The sequence below is a fragment of the Nostoc sp. NZL genome, from assembly GCF_015714705.1.
GTDB classification, from domain to species: Bacteria; Cyanobacteriota; Cyanobacteriia; order Cyanobacteriales; family Nostocaceae; genus Nostoc; species Nostoc foliaceum_A.
This window is the reverse complement of the sequence record NZ_WBKL01000062.1, coordinates 1-18,321: the sequence shown is the minus strand read 5'-3', so window position 1 is coordinate 18,321 and position 18,321 is coordinate 1. Positions and strand designations below refer to the sequence as shown.

The window sequence follows — 18,321 nt, the reverse complement described above, 5'->3', positions numbered from 1 at the left end:
CTAAACAGCTTTTGTTTAGCTTGATTTTAAAGATAAATTCGGGTATGAACCATCCTAAATTCTTAGATAACCCCGCTCAAAAACAAAACACGCAGCCGCAAAACTTCTCCTTGGCGTTTCTGCATCAGATGATCAATGGCATATCTGACCCAATTTTTGTGAAAGATCGCCAACATCGCTGGGTATTAATTAACGATACCTACTCTGATTTCGTCGGTCATAGTCGAGAAGAATTAATTGGTAAGTCAGACTATGATTTTTTTCCTCAAGCAGAAGCTGATGTGTTCCGCGAAAAAGATGAACTGGTTTTTACCACAAATATTACGAATGAAAACCACGATTTTTTTACCGATGCTCAGGGTATAACCCATCTCATCTCTACAAAAAAGTCTTGCTTTGAGGATGAGACTGGTAATAAATTTATTGTGGGTAGTATTCGAGACATCATTTTACAGAATGAAGCCGGGAAAGTTCTAGGTATAACTGGCATTACTGATACTACTGATCTTATGGAAACCTGCGAGGCACTTCGGGTAACCCTAGAAGAACTCCAGGTGGTTGAAGAAGAACTGCGCCAACAAAACGAAGAATTAGCGATCGCTCGTGAAACGGCTGAATTAGAGCATCGGCGTTACCGGGATTTGTTTGATCTCGCCCCAGATGCTTACTTGGTGACCGATGTAGCTGGCATCATCAAAGAGGCTAACTATGTAGCCGCAGCTTTACTATCTGTGAGACAAAAGTATCTGGTAGGTAAACCATTAATCCTCTTTATCGCTGAACCAGACCGCCAAACCTTCATGAACCAACTGGCAAATTTGCAGCAGGTGCAGGATTGGGAAGCCTATCTACAGTCACGAGGAGGTACAGCCTTTCCTGCTCGGGTCAGGATGGTTGCTATGTATAATTCACAGGGTCAGCAGGTCGGCTGGCGTTGCTTGATTTGCGACATCAGCGAACAGCTTGCTGCGCTGCGCTTACGCCAGCAAGCAGAGAAAGACCTACACCGCATGAATGCTGTACTGCAAGCTCAACAAGAAGCTTCCATCGACGGAATTCTGATTATTGATGAAAATCTTACAGTTACATCATTTAATCAGAAATTCTCCCAGTTATGGCAAATTCCTGCGGCCCTGATCCAAACAGGAGACGATCGCCAACTCGTGGGATGGGTACTAGACAAACTGGTAAATCCAGACGAATTTCTGGCTAAGGTGGAGTATCTTTACCAGCATCCAGAAGAAAGCAGCCGTGATGAAATTTTCCTCAAGTCTGGAGAGATTTTTGAGCGCTATTCTGCACCCGTGCGTAAACAGCAAGGGGCTTGTGATGAGATATCACCTTTAGGAGACTATTACGGTAGGATTTGGTATTACCGCGACATTACCGAATACAAGCAAGCAGAGGCAGAACTTAGGGCTTCACAGCAAAGACTGGCGTTGCTGATTGAACAAACACCTTTAGCCATTATTGAATGGAATACCAAGTTTGAGATTCAGACATGGAATCGCGCAGCAGAAAGAATCTTTGGATACACCACCGAGGAAATGCTGGGGACTAGTTTTGAGACCATAGTACCTGAAAACGCTAGAAAGCACGTAAATGAGATTATCACCGCCTTGTTAACACAACGTGGAGGAAGTTTGAGTGTCAATGAGAACGTCACTAAAGATGGTAGGACGATGGTCGGTGAGTGGTATAACAACCCGTTAGTGGCTCCTGATGGCCAGGTGATTGGTGTTGCTTCACTGGTGTTAGACATCACAGAACGCAAACGCGCTGAAGAGGAACAGCAAAAATTTGTCGCGTTGATTGAAAACAGCAGCGACTTTATTGGTATTTCTTCAATAGAAGGGCAAGTTCTCTATGTGAACCCCGCCGGACTCAAGATGGTGGGACTTAATAGGCTGGAAGAAGCCAAAACTAAATTATTGGTTGATTTTCATTCACCAGAAGCTCTTGTAGAGTTGAAAGAACAAATTATTCCTTTGATGCTTGAACATGGTTTCTGGCAGGGCGAGTTTCGCCATAGGCATTTTCAAACGGATATAGAAATTCCCACAGATTGCAGCCTGTTTATGGTTAAACATCCTGAAACAGGAAAGCCTTTCTGTCAGGTAGCTGTTGCTAGGGACATTACAGAACGTAAACAAGCCAAGGAAGCCCTGCTAAAGTCAGAAGCGCAACTACGACAACAAGCCCAAGAACTCAAAGAAACACTCCACGAACTTCAACACACCCAAACTCACTTGATTCAAACTGAAAAAATGTCCAGCTTGGGTCAACTAGTTGCAGGAGTGGCACACGAAATTAACAATCCGGTGAATTTTATCTATGGCAATCTCAACCCTGCCAAAGAATACACCCAAGATTTACTTTCACTTTTACGACTCTACCAAAATCATTATCCTGAACCTGTGCTAGAAATTCAGGATTTTGCAGAACTCATCGAACTGGAATTTTTGACATCAGATTTGCCACAAATAATCAACTCAATGAAAGTTGGGGCAGACCGTATTCGCGAGATTGTGCTTTCCCTGCGGAATTTTTCGCGCTTGGATGAAGCCGAAATGAAAGCTGTTGATATCCATGAGGGAATCGACAGTACTCTGATGATTTTGCAAAGCCGTCTCAAGGGTAATGAGCAACGCTCGACAATTGAAATAATCAAAGAATACGGCAAACTCCCGCTGGTTGAATGTTATGCTGGGCAGCTAAATCAAGTATTCATGAATATTTTGTCAAATGCGATCGATGCTTTGGAAGAGTCATACCCTGCGGGAAGGCGAAGCGCCTACGTCATTTGTCCTATCCATTGGGAAAACGCCCGTAGGGTAGAGCAAATGACCTCCCCGCAAATTCGCATTTGCACTCAACTAGAGGAGCCAAATCAAGTAACAATTACGATTGCCGATAATGGATTGGGAATACCAGAAGATGTTAGAAAACAACTATTCGACCCCTTTTTTACCACCAAGCCCATCGGCAAAGGTACGGGGATGGGGCTTGCCATTAGCTACCAGATCATTACAGAAAGACATGGCGGTTCCTTAAAATGTCTTTCGCAGCCAGGACAAGGCGCTGAGTTTATGATTAAAATTCCCCTGATCCAGGATGCGTTAACATAATTTGTAATTAATAATACTCACCTCTGGCGAGAAGCAATCTACGTAATTCGTAATTTTAACAGCTTTCACCCCGTGAGTAAAAAACAAAGTATTTTTACTACCGACAGCTACCCCTTCTGAAAATATTGATTACGAATTACGAATTACGAATTAGTAATTATCTAAATGCTTCAACTTCTTCAGGAACCTTCATTTGGTCGAGAATTCCCCAAATTTCCTGTAACATCGGTTCTAACCCGGTGCGGGTAACTGCTGAAATCACAAAAACCGGGGCGTAGGAGAGATGATTAAGTTGGGTAGCTAACGCTTCTAAATCGACAGTTTCCCGATCAACTGCATCAATTTTGTTCAGCGCCAAAACTTGCGGGCGTTCTGCTAAACCCCTTCCATAAGCTTGTAATTCTTCCTTAATTGTGTTGTAATCTCTAACTACATCATCACTAGTGGCATCAATCAAATGAAGTAGCACTCGCGTGCGCTCGATATGGCGCAAGAAATCATGTCCCAGTCCTGCTCCGTGAGCCGCGCCCTCAATTAGTCCGGGAATGTCGGCGAAAACAGTACCATCACCAGTAGGTTTCCGCACTACACCCAAATTTGGGATCAGGGTAGTGAAGGGGTAGTCTGCGATTTTCGGACGTGCTGCTGATAAAGATGAAATTAGAGTGGATTTACCAGCATTTGGTAAGCCAATAATCCCCACTTCTGCCAAAAGTTTCAACTCCAGGCGCAGCTGCTTTATTTCCCCTGGTAATCCTGGAAGGGCATATTCTGGGGCGCGGTTACGGTTACTTAAGAAATGCTGATTTCCCAGTCCGCCTTTACCACCTTGGGCAATCAGCAAAGTCTGCTTCGGCTCAGTTAAATCCCCCAGCAATTCGCCAGTTTCAGCATCATAAATGGTTGTACCGCAGGGAACTTCGATGATCAAGTCCTTTCCTCCTGCTCCGGTGCAGTTACTTGGGCCACCACGAGTCCCTTTTTCTGCCTGAAAGCGATGGTTGTATCTGAAGTCCAGCAAGGTTTGCAGGTTTTCGTCGGCAACGAAAAATACCGACCCACCTCGTCCGCCATTACCACCAGAGGGGCCACCAGTCGGCACATATTTCTCCCGGCGGAAGGCGACAATACCATCGCCGCCCTTACCAGCTTCAACTTCAATTTTTGCTTGGTCGATAAATTGCATACTTAAATAATAGTGAAAAGTGAGGAGTTAGGAATTAGGAGTTACAAATTATAACTCCTCACTCTTCACTTTAACTAAATATATGGTGAAACATCTTCACCGCATTTATCTGCCAGATAGGAGAGGGCGCGGAAACGTAAGCCCACTAGTTGTTCATACAACGGGTTAATTTTACACATCGGCGGTATGTGGACAATCTTGCGTCCAAATAAGGTCACATCCCGCTCAAAGGGACACTGGGAGGGAATCATTTTACACAAAAAGCGGGCTACTCTTGGGTCTTGGATATCTAGCCCATCCAGCCAGTCACGCAGGGGGTGTAGTGCATCAATTTGAGGCTTTGTCAGCGCAGGGGTGGGGATAGCGGGGGTGGTAACTTGCTGTGGGTGTTCTAGGGTGTGGCGAAGGGCTTCTAGTAACTTTTCTGGCTGTTCTAAGGCTTGGCAGAACTGATGCAGAACCTGATCTTCGCTGGGAGAATAAATACCATCTGCGATCGCTACCATTATCGCTGTCCTTAAGAAATTTTCCGCTGCTGGTGTCCCTTTACCCAACACTGCGGCTAATTCTTCTGGCGTAATTACCTCTAGTGAGTCGCATTGAATCTTAGGAGCTAATTCATTTTTGGTGATGCTAGCAATTAATTCCTGTTCTTGGGCATCAAAATTACCATCTGCCCAAGCAATGGTGAGCAGCCCACGCAACCAAGCGGCAATCTGTTCGCTGCTGTAGGGGGATTGAACGGTACTTGTCATAAACTCACGTCTCAAGCTTTCCTCAGTCATTACTAAGCTACCCTACCCAGCGACTAGGAAGATAGTGGGGCAGCAGAGAAAAACCAGAAACTGCGTAGGTATCGCCGCCTCAAGAAATAAACCAGAGAAGTTTTCAAATCGCAACAGTCGGTCTTGGGGTAAAATCCATTTGAGAGTAATGTTGAGAATTTTTTCTACTTAAACTGAAAATGGAGATTTAATCTGTGTTGTGGAGGTATTCATGAATAAAACCAAAGTTCACCTCGGTACCATTCAAGAAACACTACTAATTCCCCTCTGGGCTAGAGCTTGTGAGCTTCAGGCAGCAGATCCAATTATAGTAGATCCTCAAGCATCTGAGATTCTTGCAGCGATAGACTACGAATTTGATAAATTTACTACTGCTAAATCTTCTCAGATAGGCTGTTGTTTATGAGGAACCATCCTCGACAACTGGGTACGCACTTACCTCAATCAGCATCCCCAAGGTTCCGTTATCGAGATTGGTGCAGGACTGAATATACCCTTTGAGCGAGTGGATAACGGCAGGGTTTGCTGGTTTGACATAGATTTACCGGATGTCTGTCATAGTTCTGCGACGACAGTTTTTTGAGGAAACGGAACGCCTCTTCTGTGGGATTCGTATCGCTTGGCATTAGTTAAATTAGGCTAACTCTAAAGAATTAAGGTATACATAATGTTTTTATTTGGCATTGAGCATGAAGTTGCTTTCCTAAACAAAGAAGGAAAATTTGCTGATTTTTCCCACACCAAATTTGCTGATTTCAATCAAATTATTGAAAAGCTACCCACATACCCCAGCGACTATCCTCAACTGCGGGTTGGGGATGCGGGTATTAAGATCAAAAGATGGTATATTGAGGGATTTGAAAGATTTGCAGATTCCGACAAGGTGATAGACTGTCATGCTAAAGGTATTGAAATTAGAACGACTATACATTCTAATATTCAAGGCGCTATTACTGAATTATCAGAAAGTTTTAGCTTGCTACGTGAGATTGCTGCTAACTTTGGTTTCTCACCAGTTTTAGTTAGTTTTAATCCATACAATCCGGTTTTTGAGCCTCAACCCCCATTAAACGATTATGAAATCAAACAGTTAGAGGCTTATCCTGACGAACAAACTGCTAATATTCACATGGTGTCATACGGCCCGGACTTAAATATTTCAGTGGCAGATTTGTCTACTGAACGTGTAATTGATATTGGCAAAAAGTTAACTTATTACAGTCCTTATATCGTCCCTTTTAGTTATAGTTCCCCTTTTTATAAGGGAGGTTTATGGGATGGACTATCAGTACGAACTTTTATCAGAACCGGAAAAAGACCAGCAGCCCTAGTTTTTGTTCAAAAACAAGAACAACTGATTGATAGCACACCTTCCTTGACAAAAATCGCCCGCATTCCGGCTGAAGTAGGACGTATTGAATTTAAGGCTTGTGATAGTTGTGATGATTTTTCTATCTATGCGGCTTTGCTGACATTATTAAAAGGGTTGGTGTTAGATGAAACCTTGCTGGGTGGAGCAACTGTACCTGATGCAGCATTACATCAACTTTCTGCAAAAGAAGGGTTTGACAACGAGGATATTTTTGGGAATGCGACAAAAGTCTTGCAAGCAGCCGAAGTTGCTTTGGGAGATGACCTCGATGTTCATTATTTAACACCGTTAAAAGTGCTGTTGGCGAAGCGAAAAACAAGATCCCATGAATTAATAGAAATGTTCCATTGCGTAAGTTCAATAGAAGAGGTAATAAAGCAGACTTATCAAGTTTAAAGGAAATTGCCAATGGAGACTATTAAGAGCAGAGGGGCAGAATTTTCTGTTTGCTTTTGTGCTCGCAATCCGGTTTGGTTAAAGTGCATAGTCCTTAAAGTCCTTTGACTGGATAAAGTCAAGCTAACTGAACATAATACTAGAAACATTAACTCATCCCGCGGCAATTCGAAAAAACGAGCAAAGCGATGTTTTCTTGAATTGCACTAGGGAAATCGAAGTCATTAGTGATTAGTTATTGGTACTAATCACTATTTACCACTGACTAATGACTAAATCGGTGGGAAGTTATCCCGGATACTCCTTGAAGAGATGGGATTCCCGCCGATTTTCGTTAACCTGCCATAACTATATTAAGTCGATATACCTAGAGACTGATTTTATTACAACTATAGATATAGGAAATTTCATTCTAGAGATTGATGCAGGCATTAGCATTTTCAAAGTACAAGTAGAAACAGGGAACCTTGAGAGAAGATTGTCAAGAAAAAACGTAATGATTTTGCTAAAGAATTAAGGTGGTATTTTCTTATTATCCCTTACTATTTCGATGCAGAAGTACAAGGACAATTTCTTCATCAGGTTCGTTTTTAAAGAACTTCCAGATTGAAGCGTGGCTTGCTATTTTTATTATTGCTCAAGTTTACCAAATAAAGGTATGAGCTTCCGCTATTTCAATCAAAGTTCTGCGTTGTTAAAGCTGTTATCGAGGATTTGAAATGAAGATTATTGCTTCTGTTTTATCTATCTTAAGCCCAGTACGTTTTCTAGTTGTGGCTTTTACTTGCGCTATACTATTGTTATCTAGTGCTTTTCCTGCCTTTGCGATCGATAGCTACCAAAGTGACCCTACCGAAGCTACTACACAACTGCTTGACATTCAGCGCAAAACTGACGAAGCCGCTAAAGAACCACCAATAGGATTGAGAAAGACTCAAAAAGAAACTAACGCAGGACTCAATGAGGTGCAGGGAGCTGCTGATATTGACAAGCAAAAGCGTCCAGAAAATTCCCAGAGTGCAACATCTGTTGAAGAAAATATAAAGAATGTGTTGGAGAAAGTTACAGGTAAGTAACTAAAATAATAGTTCTGGTAATTTTTCGGTAGTAATGGGTGACTGCGTAAACGCAGTCACCCATTACTAATTAGTAATTAATTTTAAGGTGGCAAATTCAAGTAAATATAAAATTATGTTCATCCTAAGCAATTTTTAGGAAATTGCGTTTTGCGTTTAGATAGTTTTAATTAACTATTATATTTAATATTTTTATTTTTGGATTTTAAAAAGAATAAAGTAATAAAGTTCGCTAATTACTAGATTACTGGCTTAACACTACCTATTAAGACATAGGCATAATTATAAATGCGGTAATTAATTTAAGCTCATAATATTTCCTTTGGTTGATGTGGAATCTGTGTGAAATTTGGGAAGTTAGTAGATAAGTTTGCTTAGGGATGGAAAACAATGCGTGCGATAAACATTGGTTTGACAGAAGAACAGCGTCAAGGTGTAATTAATCTGTTAAATCAAGATTTGGCAGATGCCTATCTACTGTTGGTGAAAACCAAAAAGTATCACTGGGATGTCGTTGGGCCTCAGTTCCGCTCTTTGCACCAGCTTTGGGAAGAACACTACGAAAAGCTGACTCTAAATATTGATGCTTTAGCAGAGCGGATTCGTGCTTTGGGCGGTTATCCAGTTGGCACAATGGAAGGATTTCTCAAGATTGCTACTCTCAAGGAACATGCTGGTAATGTTCCCACAGCAACGGGGATGGTAGCTAATCTAGTGGAAGACCACGAGCAGGTTATTCGTAACTTAAGAGACCATGTGGATCAGTCTGGTGACGAGTTCCACGATCAGGGAACTGCTGACTTTCTGACTGGACTCATGGAAGAGCATGAGGAAATGGCTTGGATGCTGCGTTCATTTATTGAAGGGGAAGCACTGGGCCCAGATGGTAGACAGCCAGCAGAAGGGGCCAAGACTCCTGTAGGTGTGTAGCTCATAAGGTCTGAGTTGAGCATGGTTGTCTGTTAAATCAGTTAGAAGGAGAAATCAATCCTCCTTCTAACTGGTGTGAAAGGGTTAATCTGCCTGCATCTACCTATTCACCATATTCATTGCAAAAACAAGATAATACAAACCAAAAAAGGAGTTTTTAAGTGCCAGAAGTATATAAAGCAGAACGTACTATCTCTGCCGTGTTTAAAGAACAGAAGCAAATTGATGATGTGATTCGACGTTTACTAGACAGGGGTGTGCCTAGAGATCATATTTCGGTCATGGGCAGAAATTTTCAGTCGGAAACTAGAATCGCTGGCTTTATTAGTAAAAAAGATGTGATTCTGGGAGGTTTGAGAACAGGGGCAGTTTTTGGTTCCTTGTTTGGTTCCTTTCTCAGCTTGCTCACGGGTGTAGGTGTATTGTTTATTCCCTTTGTCGGCCCAATCGTAGCAGCAGGGCCTATTGGTGCAGTGCTGTTAGGGGCTGCTAGTGGAGCGATCGCAGGTAGTGCAGGTGCTGGCTTAGTATCGGTTCTAACTACTTTGGGAATGCCAGAAGATAAAGCGACTATCTACCAAACCCGCTTACAAGCTGGTGAGTTCTTATTGATGGCAGAAGTACCGAGCGATCGCACTGGCGAATTTCAATTGCTCCTCGAAAGTGCTGGTGGCGAAGAAATTAACACCATTGAAAAAACCTTTGCTCGCCCTTGTCCCGGACAGTGCAACAGCCCACAAGATTTGTCTCCTGAAGTTCGCGCTCATCTTTCTGATGAAGCTCAACGCACATTCATTGATCGTTATAACACTGTCTTCAATGAAAAAAATGACGAGTTCACTGCTGAACAAGCCGCTTGGGAGTCTGTTCATCAGCAATATGATGAAGATGAAAACGGCGTTTGGTCAAAAGCTAAGGTTAAAGTTTAAGGATTTCCAAAAAATAAAATATCCAATCTTGTTTGGTGAGTATCTTGACACCCTTAATTAAAAACTTCCAAGATACCCACTCTACAATTACTTGTGTTCGTCTCTGTTTATAACCGTTCCCGCATGGGTTGGGTAACATAGAGAAAAAAATAATTAACCAAAGATGAACACAGATACTTATAGGGACACGGCATTGCCGTGTCCCTATTCAAATAAGAATCGCTATATCTGCGGTTTTAAATCTTCATTAGGGCAATTTATAGCTACCAACACGCACATTTAACTCACCTTGGCGCGGGTTCTGGCTGAATATAAATGCGCCTTCTTCAGTTTCCCCACCAGATAAAAAGTCGATCTGTTGCTCTCCTGTTTCTGTAACTTTACCGTCAATTAGTAACTCAGCCATAATTTGGACTGATTCGGCTGTGTCTCCTCCAGTATTCTCGACTTCAAAGGGAACATAAAATTGTCCATCAACTTCCCGAATTGTTGGTTTTTTGGTAACAGAAAGGATGGGAGGTTGATTCTTTTCGTTCAGCCAAGTGTAACCTACCAGACTCACAATGATTGCTAGGATAAGTGAGGCAACGCTGAATGTCACCCACTCTGCAATAGAGCGTGGTGGTTGTTCTGTTTTATTCATATTGCTAACCTGCCGGCTGCTCCGCCAATAGTTGCAGGTAATCCCAGCATTAAGGTGTGATCTAACCACATTGTCCAAGGGTCGCCAAAAGTTAACTTTTGAAAGAACCACAACATAAAAGCGCTTGCTAGCAGTGAAACTAGGTAGGACATAATGGTTTCGCTTGATGGACGTTGGAAAATTCCCTTTTGCTGTCTTCGCTTTTGCTGGTCAGAAAAGCCTGCCTGAAATACAATGCCATAAGAAATCAGCAGAGATGTGGCGATCATTGCCAACTGCCAAGGTGGCGAGGCTGCGGCTGCAAGCATAGGAATTTCATCTGTTGGAGCAATGTTAAATGCAATTATGGTTGCACCAATCAGGGTTCCACCCACATCGGCAAAGGTGGCGTGTAAATCATCCCCTTTGTTCTTAGTTGTGCTGTTTATCTGATCAGTTGCTTGTCCTTCTACATTGCTGTTTCCATTATCTCCCAACAACTGATTGGCTAATGCTACACCGAGAGCGAAGGGCACACTTTCAAAGATGATTTTACCTAAAGATTCCTTTAGGGATGTTTCTAGTGTCAATTCTCGCAATAGTAGCAGCACAAAGGTAGAGCAAGCTAGTCCGATCGCGATCGCTTCTACGGTATCCATTGCCGCTTGATAAGCTAGCCAGGTATATCTGCGTTTCCGAAAGCCTTCTATCTGATTGAGCAAGTAAACCACAATAAACATGAATGCGATCGCCATCATCATCAGTTGTGGTTTTGCCAATGATCCAATCCACCAAACCTCCATTGTATACAGCAAGGGTATGCCAAATAAAAATCCTCCACAAGCACCCCGAATGATGTCATTAATCTCACTCCTCCATACATTTTTTTTACGTTTTGTTGCCACTCCTGGACTTTCCTTTTGTTGAAAATTTGCTTTGACTTATACTAATTCTCTATGAAGATGTATATAGCAGTTCTAAATCATTCGTGAAAAGTTAGATCCCCGACTTCTCAAAGAAATCGGGGATCTGGACAGCGCGAATTTTCACAAATCAAATACGGTTGCTATATATTCATATTTTTTACATTGCGTGCTCCTGTAGCACCCCGTACATATCTTAAGATAATATAATCTACCAGATTATTCTATCGGTTGATGGAAGTCAAAAATAATACACTGCTGTTAGTTTATGTAATAGCTGAATCAACTACAAGCTGGAAATAAAAACCATGAGTGCCGAAAAAAGAGTAGAAGCTACTGCGAAAAATATTGAAGGAAAAATTCAAGAGGTTGTGGGTGAAATAACCGGTAATCCACAAGATAAGAGTGAAGGACAAGCAAAGCAAGCTGAAGCCCAAGTTACTCACACTGTAGAAAACATTAAAGACGAACTTAAGAAAGCTTTAGACTAATTTAGTTTTTACAGTGCAAATAGCAATAGTAGCGATGATTCATAATTGATAGTCTAACATTAATTACTCCACTAACTTTTAGTAAGTGGAGTTTTTGTGTCTGCGTAAAATCTGAAAGGGAAAATTACTAAGAAATTGGTTCTAACCATGATTGATTTTGCTAGGGATTTAATTCAACTAATGAGTGGCACGATTAGCTAATAGGTTCCAGATAAAAATCGCAATTATTGCACCAATGATAGCAACAATTACACCGGGGATACTGAGGGTTGCAGCAGTTAATTGAAATCTTCCTGTCTCTAAAAGAGTAACTAAAATTCCACCGATCACAGCACCTACAATACCTAAAACCATAGTTGAAACAATTCCACCACCTTGACGACCAGGATAAATAGCTTTCGCTATAGCTCCGGCAATTAAACCCAGAATTATCCAAGCAATAATGTTCAGCATAATTTCATCCATCAGAAAACTTCACAACTAGCTTATAAATTACAATATTGTTTTCCTTCTACCCGAAGATATAAGTATTAAAGTTCAATAAAAACTAATACCATTTCTGTCAATAATTACAGCCGTCCACAATGATTGTAAGCCTTGGCTATACCGACACAAACACGCTAGCGGCTTCCTTTGAAGTACGTTTAATATGGGAAAATATCAAGAATTATTGGGAGGAATCAATCGTCATGACTGTTATTGTTGCTAAATGGACGATTGACGAATATCACCGCATGATTGATGCTGGCATTTTGAGCGATGGCGTAACCGCCCGCCGGAGGCGATCGCAAAGTTGAACTACTTAAGGGAGAAATTGTCGAAATGTCACCCGAAAGGGAACCCCATGCTTACAGCGCTTCCGGCTATTATGCAATATAGTTTTCTCCTTGCCCCTCTCCTATCATCGCTTTCAGCTTTTAGGATGTACCTCATAGCTACCGGAAGTGCTGTATTGTAGTGATGAAGCTGGTGAGTATCTAGCAAAGTTATTGGCTGAACGCGTCAAAATTCGTCAAGCCAAACCTATCACCCTACCCAAGGACTCGGAACCAGAACCAGATATTACGTTTAGGACGCGACTATCGAGAGCATCATCCCTCTCCAGAAAATATTTTTTGGTTGATTGAGTATGCTAACTCCAGTTTAGAAAAAGATTTAGATACAAAAAGCAAAATATACGCAGAAGCAGGTATTTTAGAGTATTAGGTTGTCAATCTAAAAAAGCTACAGTTAGTGGTGTTTCGAGAAATCTCAGACGGAGGGTACACGACAAAACTAACATTGACTGCGGCAACAATTCAACCTCTGGCATTTCCAGATATTTCTTATTGCGGTGGCACAGGTTATTAACAGTTAAGGTAATTTAAATAAAAAGTCAAAATACAAGAAAAAATTTTAGTTTGACGTGAGTTATATCATGTCCGCTTAATTACTTATTAAACCCGAATAACCGCAATACGCTTCGGTTAAGGGAAGAGACACGATAACTTTTATCAAAAAACCTTATCCGAACCGTATTACGAAGAACCCATCTCCGCAAGTCGGGAGGGGATTAATTTCAATTAGCATCCGACAAAAATTAGAGTAAATATATCTCATCGAAAACATCAAATTCCATGACTTTTACCAATTACCCAATTACGCCGGAAAAATCGCGCTAAAGCTGATTCTTCTAAAGATAAATAAATTGGTCGTCCGTGGGGACAGGTGCGGGGGTTGCGAGTGCGTTGCCAATTATCTAAAAGTGTCTGCATTTCTTGTTGGTTCATGGGTGTACCATTACGAATGGCACTGCGACAGGCGACAGCTACTTGGGCTGTTTGTAAATCGCCTCCCCAACTAAGTTCTAAAATTGCTTGTGCACAGTCGCCTCGCTGTTGCAAAGGTGCGGGTATGTTACGGACTGCCCAAAGTTGTTCGCCAAAGGGTTCTATTTCTAAACCAATGCGTTGCAGTTGCGACACCTGCGCTGGTGACAATTGATAAAGAATGATTGACGGTTCGACGGGGACAAGTTGCCAATCATCGCATAATTGCTCATACAAAACTCGCTCATGGGCAATGTGCTGTTCTACCAACCACATACCACCTGGATGTTCCGCCACAATATAGGTGTTGCTAACTTGAGCGACAGCTTTTAAGGAATTAGGAGAGACGCGATTAATCGCGTCTGTACAAGGCTTGGGATTTTGAGGATTGAAATTGTAGCCGCCTTTGGCTTCTGCGGCTTTGAGTAATTTACTAACTCGTGTTGTATGGACAGCTTCTTTGAGGTTGCTAGAAGAAATGCTGAGTGCTTGGTTAATTGCTTGGGTAATTTGTTCTTGCCAATAAATGATTTCGTTGAGATAAATCTCTGTTTTTGCTGGATTGCGATTCCAGTTAATTTGATCGGGGGAAATGGCAAGATGTAAGAAACAAATTGGATAGCGATCGCGTGGTAATGTTCTGTGAAATGCTGATAATATCGTTTGCTCTAGTTCTGGTGTTTTAACCATCCGTCCGTTAATGGCTACACGTACCCAATCTGGACGATGACGATGACAGCGATCGGGTAATCCTACCACTAAATTGAGTGCTGAGTGGGGAGAGACGCGATTCATCGCGTCTGTACAAGAGTTGGGAGGGTTGGGTATTTCGAGTTTGACTTCTTGCAAATCACCTTGTCGCACTTGGGGTAAAATCTGTGGTAGCAATTGCCCAGTTGTCGAAGCTGGAGAGATGGTGAACCATTGACGGTCATTTTGCCAAATCTGCCAAGTAACGTGAGGATGACATAGGGCAATTTGGTGAATTGTGGCCTGCACGGCTTTCATTTGCTGTGCTGCTGTGGGTAATCCCTGACGACGAGATGAGCAATTACCGAAAAGATGAGAAACTGTCACCACTGTACCAGGTGCGATCGCAGTTACTTCAACTTGCACAACTTCCCCGCTATCGCCATAACTAATCCGCCATCCTAAGTTTCCACCCACAGGACGACTCAAAATTTCCAAATCTGCCAAAGTCGTTAAACTGTGTAACGCCTCACCACGAAACCCCAAACTGTTAATTTTCCATAAATCGGCACCAGAGCGAATTTTACTGGTGCTGTGGGCTGTGGCTGCTTGTTGCAAATCATCTAGGTTCATTCCACAACCATTATCTGCAACACGAATTCGCCATTGCTGCGGCCATAAAGAAACCACAATTCGCGTTGCACCTGCGTCTAGGGAATTTTCTACCAATTCCCGCACCACAGAAGCAAAAGAGTCGATTACCTCACCAGCTGTAATGAGATATACGACTTCTGTTGGTAGAGCTTGAATAGTAGATGCCATAAATTATAGTTTATAGCTTCTGGGTGCAAGGGAAGTGGAGGGAGAAATCAATTAAAAATTAAAAATTAAAAATTAAAAATTGTACCTTTACGGGGATCTTGTGCTTCTCGTAGAGAAGAAGAAGACTGGGGGGGATGTAGTTTTAGCTTCCCGTAGCTTGGAGAAATAAGCAGGCGAATTGACCAGAAATTTTTATTAATTGTAAAGAAAACTCAATTAAAGGAAGATTTTTGATAAATTGCTTGTGAGGTGATGAACCAGAAAACTTATGAGTAATAACTTAGTTGCTGATGTCCATGAGTTAAAGACCCGTTTGCAATGGGGTCAACCAGGTTTTACAATTGTTGATGTGCGCGATCGCCACACCTACAATCACGGTCGGATCAGTGGAGCAATACCCATCCCATTAAACGATTTGGTATCTAGAGCCAAATCTGCTCTACATAAAGAACGCCATATTTATATCTATGGCGACAGTGACGAACATACAACCCAGGCTGCACAAATTCTAAGAGGGCAAGGGTTTGCTGAGGTAGCAGAAATCAAAGGTGGTCTTGCAGCTTGGATTTCAATCGGTGGTGCTACAGAAGGTGTTGCTGCTTAAACTTAACTCAGATATATAGCAATCCTATTTGGGTTGTGAAATTGTCGTAGAGGTAGGCAATAGGCAATAGATTTTTTTCACGAATGATTTAGGATTTCTATATCAATCCAAGTCTTTTTATTGCATAATTGCTAGTTTTTGTACTGCACATTAGACTTCTAACAAAAATCTGAATTAGCGAAAAGGAAACCACAGATAAACACCGATGAAATATCTGCGTGTATCTGTGGTTTAATCCCTAAAAAATTGACTTTTGCAAGATATCTACTGTGCATTACAGCTTTCTCTACGGCATCATCAAAACTAACTGATTGCAACATTAATTAACATTAAATTATCTTACTTTCTGCTTATCTCTAGATAGCGGTTAATTGCTATCCCTTATTGCCAAAACTTTCGGTTGTTCAGGTTTCAGTAAACCGTTCAACAGCGATGCGGGACGTTGACTGTAAGGCCAAGCAAAAGCATGGCGGAAAGCTGCATCCTGACAAGCTTGTAGTTGGGCAAAACTGATAATGTCATAAGTCAAGAGATTTTCATACTCAAATGGTAGACGCACATTGTGCAATCCAGCATTGTCGGTACAGATAGCAATATCTACCCCAGCATCAAAACAACGGTCAAAAACTAATTTGAGTTGACGGATATCCTGCAAAGTACCAGTTTTCAGGTAAGTTGTGGGGCAAACCTCTAAACACTGTCCGCGTTTAGCGACATCATTAAGTAACTCTGGATATAGTAGGGGAATTTGGATGCCGTGACCGATTCGCATGAGATAGGGTAACAGTTCGGGGTAACAGCCAGCGGTGGTTTCATATAGATGTCCGGTGGTCTTAACGCCCTGCGATCGCGCATAATCATATAAGCTAATCCATTCTTCTAAGCGATCGGCATAATAGCTATCACCCCCCGCTACATCGACTGCACAGACATACTGCTTATTTTGCGCCGCCAAATCAACAATCGCCTTGTTCACTTCATAGGGTAGACGCGTGTGCATACAGAGAATTTGGCTAGTAACAATCGGATATTCTGGCTGGTGGCTAGCAAGTCCTACTACTTCCACAATTTCTGTCATCTTGTCAATTCTCTGTGATTGATTCAGATGCTCAGGTGTCCGCAAATATGGAGTGTAACGCAGTTCCAGGTAAGCCAAATTTTCAAAAATGTAAGCACCCCGCACCAAGCGATAGATAAAGTAAGGCAAAGTCTCCACAGTTTGCACACTTTCTACGAGAGTGTGTAATTCTAAATACTCATCCAGGGTGTTGCGTGGGCGAGTATAAAAATCTTCAAATTCTGAATAGTCAGCAAAGCGGGAAATCAACTCCGAAGAATGTCGCTCGAAATATCGCCATAAAACTCTGGGTACGACCGAGCCGCCCAGGTGCCTATGTAATTCAGCATATAAAGCCATAGTGGTATTTCTAGGTAAAAATTTCATTAATTGTAACAAAAACATAGAAATAAAAATCTATACTCGAAGAAATAATGAACATCGGCGGGAATCCCATCCCAACAAGAGGGGTGTCCAGGATAGCGACCCGCCGATTTAGTCATTAGTCATTGGTACTAACTCGAAATCCCACGGCTTTTCATGAAAAGCCGTGGGATGATTTAACAGAGGCTCCGACCGAGACGCTGCGCAAAGGTTGGGATTTTATCCATATTTTCTGAAAATCCAGCATTTATCCAGCATTTATATAGTGTTTTGAGCAAAAATAAACTTGACATTATCAAGATTAAATTGATAACATTGAAAGATTTTAATTTTTGTGTTATACTAAATAAACATTGCTATTGTTGAGCAAGTGAAATATAGCAATATATTTTTCCTTTAACTAAGCAAATTCCTGGCAAGGTTGGTATTAATTGAAAATTCAAGCGTTGGAAGTCAAAGCTGGCGATCGCATTGTTGCTTACTGCAACAACAAAATGCAAATCTGCAAGGTAAAACGCATCTTAGATCCCGGTCAAGCTAATATCACACTATCAGTATTCACCTCTGAGAATTATCGCGGTTGCTCAGTTTCGTCTATAGTCCGCTTTCAAAGCAACGCCTTAGTTGATTTAGTAAGTTAAAAATCAAGTAAACATTCAATCTCAAAAATATCTTTAGCTATTGTCCAGCCTCAAGCTGGATATAGTTATTATTGTATGTGCGATGCCTGTGGCGGGCTACGCCTACGCACATACAAATCCGTTAATTGTGGCTGGATGATTTTTCAGAAAAACGCTCTCACACTATAAGCAGTGCAGGCGGAAGTTTTTGAGAAAACTGATACTATGCTCATGCACCACCAAAAAATTAGAGAACTAGGCACAAAGTAATTAGAATTGTGCTTAGTTTCTAGTGGTCTGTCTCATTAAATATGATCGGTAAACTCATTCTTAATTTTTCTTCCTTTGCGCCCTTTGCGTCCTTTGCGGTTCGTTTCTCAACCCCCGCAAAATTAATGGGACAGACCACTAGTGGTCTGTCCCATTAATTTTGCGGGGTTATAATCAAGTGTGATTAAATAGCAATGTGGATGCATTGGTATTCACAAGCAGACAAGC

At 41.7% G+C, this 18,321-nt stretch carries 16 protein-coding genes and 1 pseudogene; 10 read left to right on the top strand and 7 right to left on the bottom strand.

What is annotated here, in order from left to right; genetic code table 11:
- Window positions 1-44 precede the first annotated feature (44 nt).
- A complete protein-coding gene (locus tag F8R90_RS08370; protein WP_196510371.1) occupies window positions 45-3,128 on the top strand; it encodes a PAS domain-containing sensor histidine kinase in 3,084 nt (1,027 codons plus the stop codon).
- Window positions 3,129-3,285: 157 nt separating this feature from the next.
- On the opposite strand, the gene obgE is transcribed toward F8R90_RS08370, so the two are convergent.
- Window positions 3,286-4,314, bottom strand: a complete 1,029-nt coding sequence (gene obgE, locus F8R90_RS08365; protein WP_196510370.1) for a GTPase ObgE — start codon at window positions 4,312-4,314, stop codon at window positions 3,286-3,288.
- A 74-nt stretch (window positions 4,315-4,388) separates the two neighbouring features.
- Window positions 4,389-5,069 (bottom strand): Mo-dependent nitrogenase C-terminal domain-containing protein, encoded by a 681-nt coding sequence (locus F8R90_RS08360; protein ID WP_196510369.1) that lies wholly within the window; start codon window positions 5,067-5,069, stop codon window positions 4,389-4,391.
- Window positions 5,070-5,310: 241 nt separating this feature from the next.
- Between F8R90_RS08360 and F8R90_RS08355 the strand changes: the two genes are divergently transcribed.
- The 5 genes from F8R90_RS08355 (at window position 5,311) to F8R90_RS08335 (ending at window position 9,802) form a co-directional block, all read left to right on the top strand.
- Window positions 5,311-5,505: a hypothetical protein gene (locus tag F8R90_RS08355; RefSeq protein WP_196510368.1), complete on the top strand. Its 195-nt coding sequence runs from the start codon at window positions 5,311-5,313 to the stop codon at window positions 5,503-5,505.
- A 261-nt stretch (window positions 5,506-5,766) separates the two neighbouring features.
- Window positions 5,767-6,867, top strand: coding sequence for a glutamate--cysteine ligase (locus F8R90_RS08350; RefSeq protein WP_196510367.1), 1,101 nt, complete (start codon window positions 5,767-5,769; stop codon window positions 6,865-6,867).
- A gap of 719 nt (window positions 6,868-7,586) precedes the next feature.
- Complete coding sequence (locus tag F8R90_RS08345; RefSeq protein ID WP_190890329.1) at window positions 7,587-7,943, top strand: hypothetical protein; 357 nt, start codon at window positions 7,587-7,589, stop codon at window positions 7,941-7,943.
- Between the two features lie 390 nt (window positions 7,944-8,333).
- Window positions 8,334-8,873 carry a Dps family protein gene (locus F8R90_RS08340; RefSeq protein ID WP_190890331.1) on the top strand — a complete coding sequence of 180 codons (540 nt, stop codon included), beginning with the start codon at window positions 8,334-8,336 and terminating at the stop codon, window positions 8,871-8,873.
- A 161-nt stretch (window positions 8,874-9,034) separates the two neighbouring features.
- Window positions 9,035-9,802 (top strand): ChaB family protein, encoded by a 768-nt coding sequence (locus tag F8R90_RS08335; RefSeq protein ID WP_196510366.1) that lies wholly within the window; start codon window positions 9,035-9,037, stop codon window positions 9,800-9,802.
- Window positions 9,803-10,049: 247 nt separating this feature from the next.
- On the opposite strand, the gene F8R90_RS08330 is transcribed toward F8R90_RS08335, so the two are convergent.
- Both F8R90_RS08330 and F8R90_RS08325 read right to left on the bottom strand, forming a co-directional pair.
- Window positions 10,050-10,445, bottom strand: coding sequence for a TIGR02588 family protein (locus F8R90_RS08330; protein ID WP_196510365.1), 396 nt, complete (start codon window positions 10,443-10,445; stop codon window positions 10,050-10,052).
- Complete coding sequence (locus F8R90_RS08325; RefSeq protein WP_196510364.1) at window positions 10,442-11,329, bottom strand: TIGR02587 family membrane protein; 888 nt, start codon at window positions 11,327-11,329, stop codon at window positions 10,442-10,444. Before F8R90_RS08325 ends, F8R90_RS08330 begins: the two co-directional genes overlap by 4 nt.
- A gap of 326 nt (window positions 11,330-11,655) precedes the next feature.
- Here F8R90_RS08325 and F8R90_RS08320 point away from each other — a divergent pair, with 326 nt between their 5' ends.
- Window positions 11,656-11,838 carry a CsbD family protein gene (locus F8R90_RS08320; RefSeq protein WP_196510363.1) on the top strand — a complete coding sequence of 61 codons (183 nt, stop codon included), beginning with the start codon at window positions 11,656-11,658 and terminating at the stop codon, window positions 11,836-11,838.
- Between the two features lie 177 nt (window positions 11,839-12,015).
- Here F8R90_RS08320 and F8R90_RS08315 read toward each other — a convergent pair whose 3' ends face one another.
- Entirely contained in the window at window positions 12,016-12,288 is a 273-nt protein-coding gene (locus F8R90_RS08315; RefSeq protein WP_196510460.1) for a GlsB/YeaQ/YmgE family stress response membrane protein, read from the bottom strand.
- A gap of 239 nt (window positions 12,289-12,527) precedes the next feature.
- On the opposite strand from F8R90_RS08315, the pseudogene F8R90_RS08310 reads away from it, so the two are divergent.
- Window positions 12,528-13,195 (top strand): annotated as a pseudogene (locus tag F8R90_RS08310) (Uma2 family endonuclease).
- Between the two features lie 250 nt (window positions 13,196-13,445).
- On the opposite strand, the gene mutL reads toward F8R90_RS08310, so the two are convergent.
- Window positions 13,446-15,158, bottom strand: a complete 1,713-nt coding sequence (gene mutL / locus F8R90_RS08305; RefSeq protein ID WP_196510362.1) for a DNA mismatch repair endonuclease MutL — start codon at window positions 15,156-15,158, stop codon at window positions 13,446-13,448.
- Between the two features lie 268 nt (window positions 15,159-15,426).
- Between mutL and F8R90_RS08300 the strand changes: the two genes are divergently transcribed.
- A complete protein-coding gene (locus F8R90_RS08300) occupies window positions 15,427-15,762 on the top strand; it encodes a rhodanese-like domain-containing protein (protein WP_196510361.1) in 336 nt (111 codons plus the stop codon).
- Between the two features lie 367 nt (window positions 15,763-16,129).
- Here the strand turns inward: F8R90_RS08300 and F8R90_RS08295 are convergent, their stop codons facing one another.
- Window positions 16,130-17,179: an adenosine deaminase gene (locus tag F8R90_RS08295; RefSeq protein ID WP_196510360.1), complete on the bottom strand. Its 1,050-nt coding sequence runs from the start codon at window positions 17,177-17,179 to the stop codon at window positions 16,130-16,132.
- A 455-nt stretch (window positions 17,180-17,634) separates the two neighbouring features.
- On the opposite strand from F8R90_RS08295, the gene F8R90_RS08290 reads away from it, so the two are divergent.
- Window positions 17,635-17,844, top strand: a complete 210-nt coding sequence (locus tag F8R90_RS08290) for a hypothetical protein (protein WP_190890347.1) — start codon at window positions 17,635-17,637, stop codon at window positions 17,842-17,844.
- The last annotated feature ends 477 nt before the right edge of the window (window positions 17,845-18,321 follow it).

Excerpts from the sequence above, each read along its gene's own strand:
- F8R90_RS08370 (WP_196510371.1), top strand. The coding sequence starts at position 45 with ATGAACCATCCTAAATTCTTAGATAACCCCGCTCAAAAACAAAACACG.
- obgE (WP_196510370.1), bottom strand. The coding sequence starts at position 4,314 with ATGCAATTTATCGACCAAGCAAAAATTGAAGTTGAAGCTGGTAAGGGC.
- F8R90_RS08360 (WP_196510369.1), bottom strand. The coding sequence starts at position 5,069 with ATGACAAGTACCGTTCAATCCCCCTACAGCAGCGAACAGATTGCCGCT.
- F8R90_RS08355 (WP_196510368.1), top strand. The coding sequence starts at position 5,311 with ATGAATAAAACCAAAGTTCACCTCGGTACCATTCAAGAAACACTACTA.
- F8R90_RS08350 (WP_196510367.1), top strand. The coding sequence starts at position 5,767 with ATGTTTTTATTTGGCATTGAGCATGAAGTTGCTTTCCTAAACAAAGAA.
- F8R90_RS08345 (WP_190890329.1), top strand. The coding sequence starts at position 7,587 with ATGAAGATTATTGCTTCTGTTTTATCTATCTTAAGCCCAGTACGTTTT.
- F8R90_RS08340 (WP_190890331.1), top strand. The coding sequence starts at position 8,334 with ATGCGTGCGATAAACATTGGTTTGACAGAAGAACAGCGTCAAGGTGTA.
- F8R90_RS08330 (WP_196510365.1), bottom strand. The coding sequence starts at position 10,445 with ATGAATAAAACAGAACAACCACCACGCTCTATTGCAGAGTGGGTGACA.
- F8R90_RS08320 (WP_196510363.1), top strand. The coding sequence starts at position 11,656 with ATGAGTGCCGAAAAAAGAGTAGAAGCTACTGCGAAAAATATTGAAGGA.
- mutL (WP_196510362.1), bottom strand. The coding sequence starts at position 15,158 with ATGGCATCTACTATTCAAGCTCTACCAACAGAAGTCGTATATCTCATT.
- F8R90_RS08300 (WP_196510361.1), top strand. The coding sequence starts at position 15,427 with ATGAGTAATAACTTAGTTGCTGATGTCCATGAGTTAAAGACCCGTTTG.
- F8R90_RS08295 (WP_196510360.1), bottom strand. The coding sequence starts at position 17,179 with ATGGCTTTATATGCTGAATTACATAGGCACCTGGGCGGCTCGGTCGTA.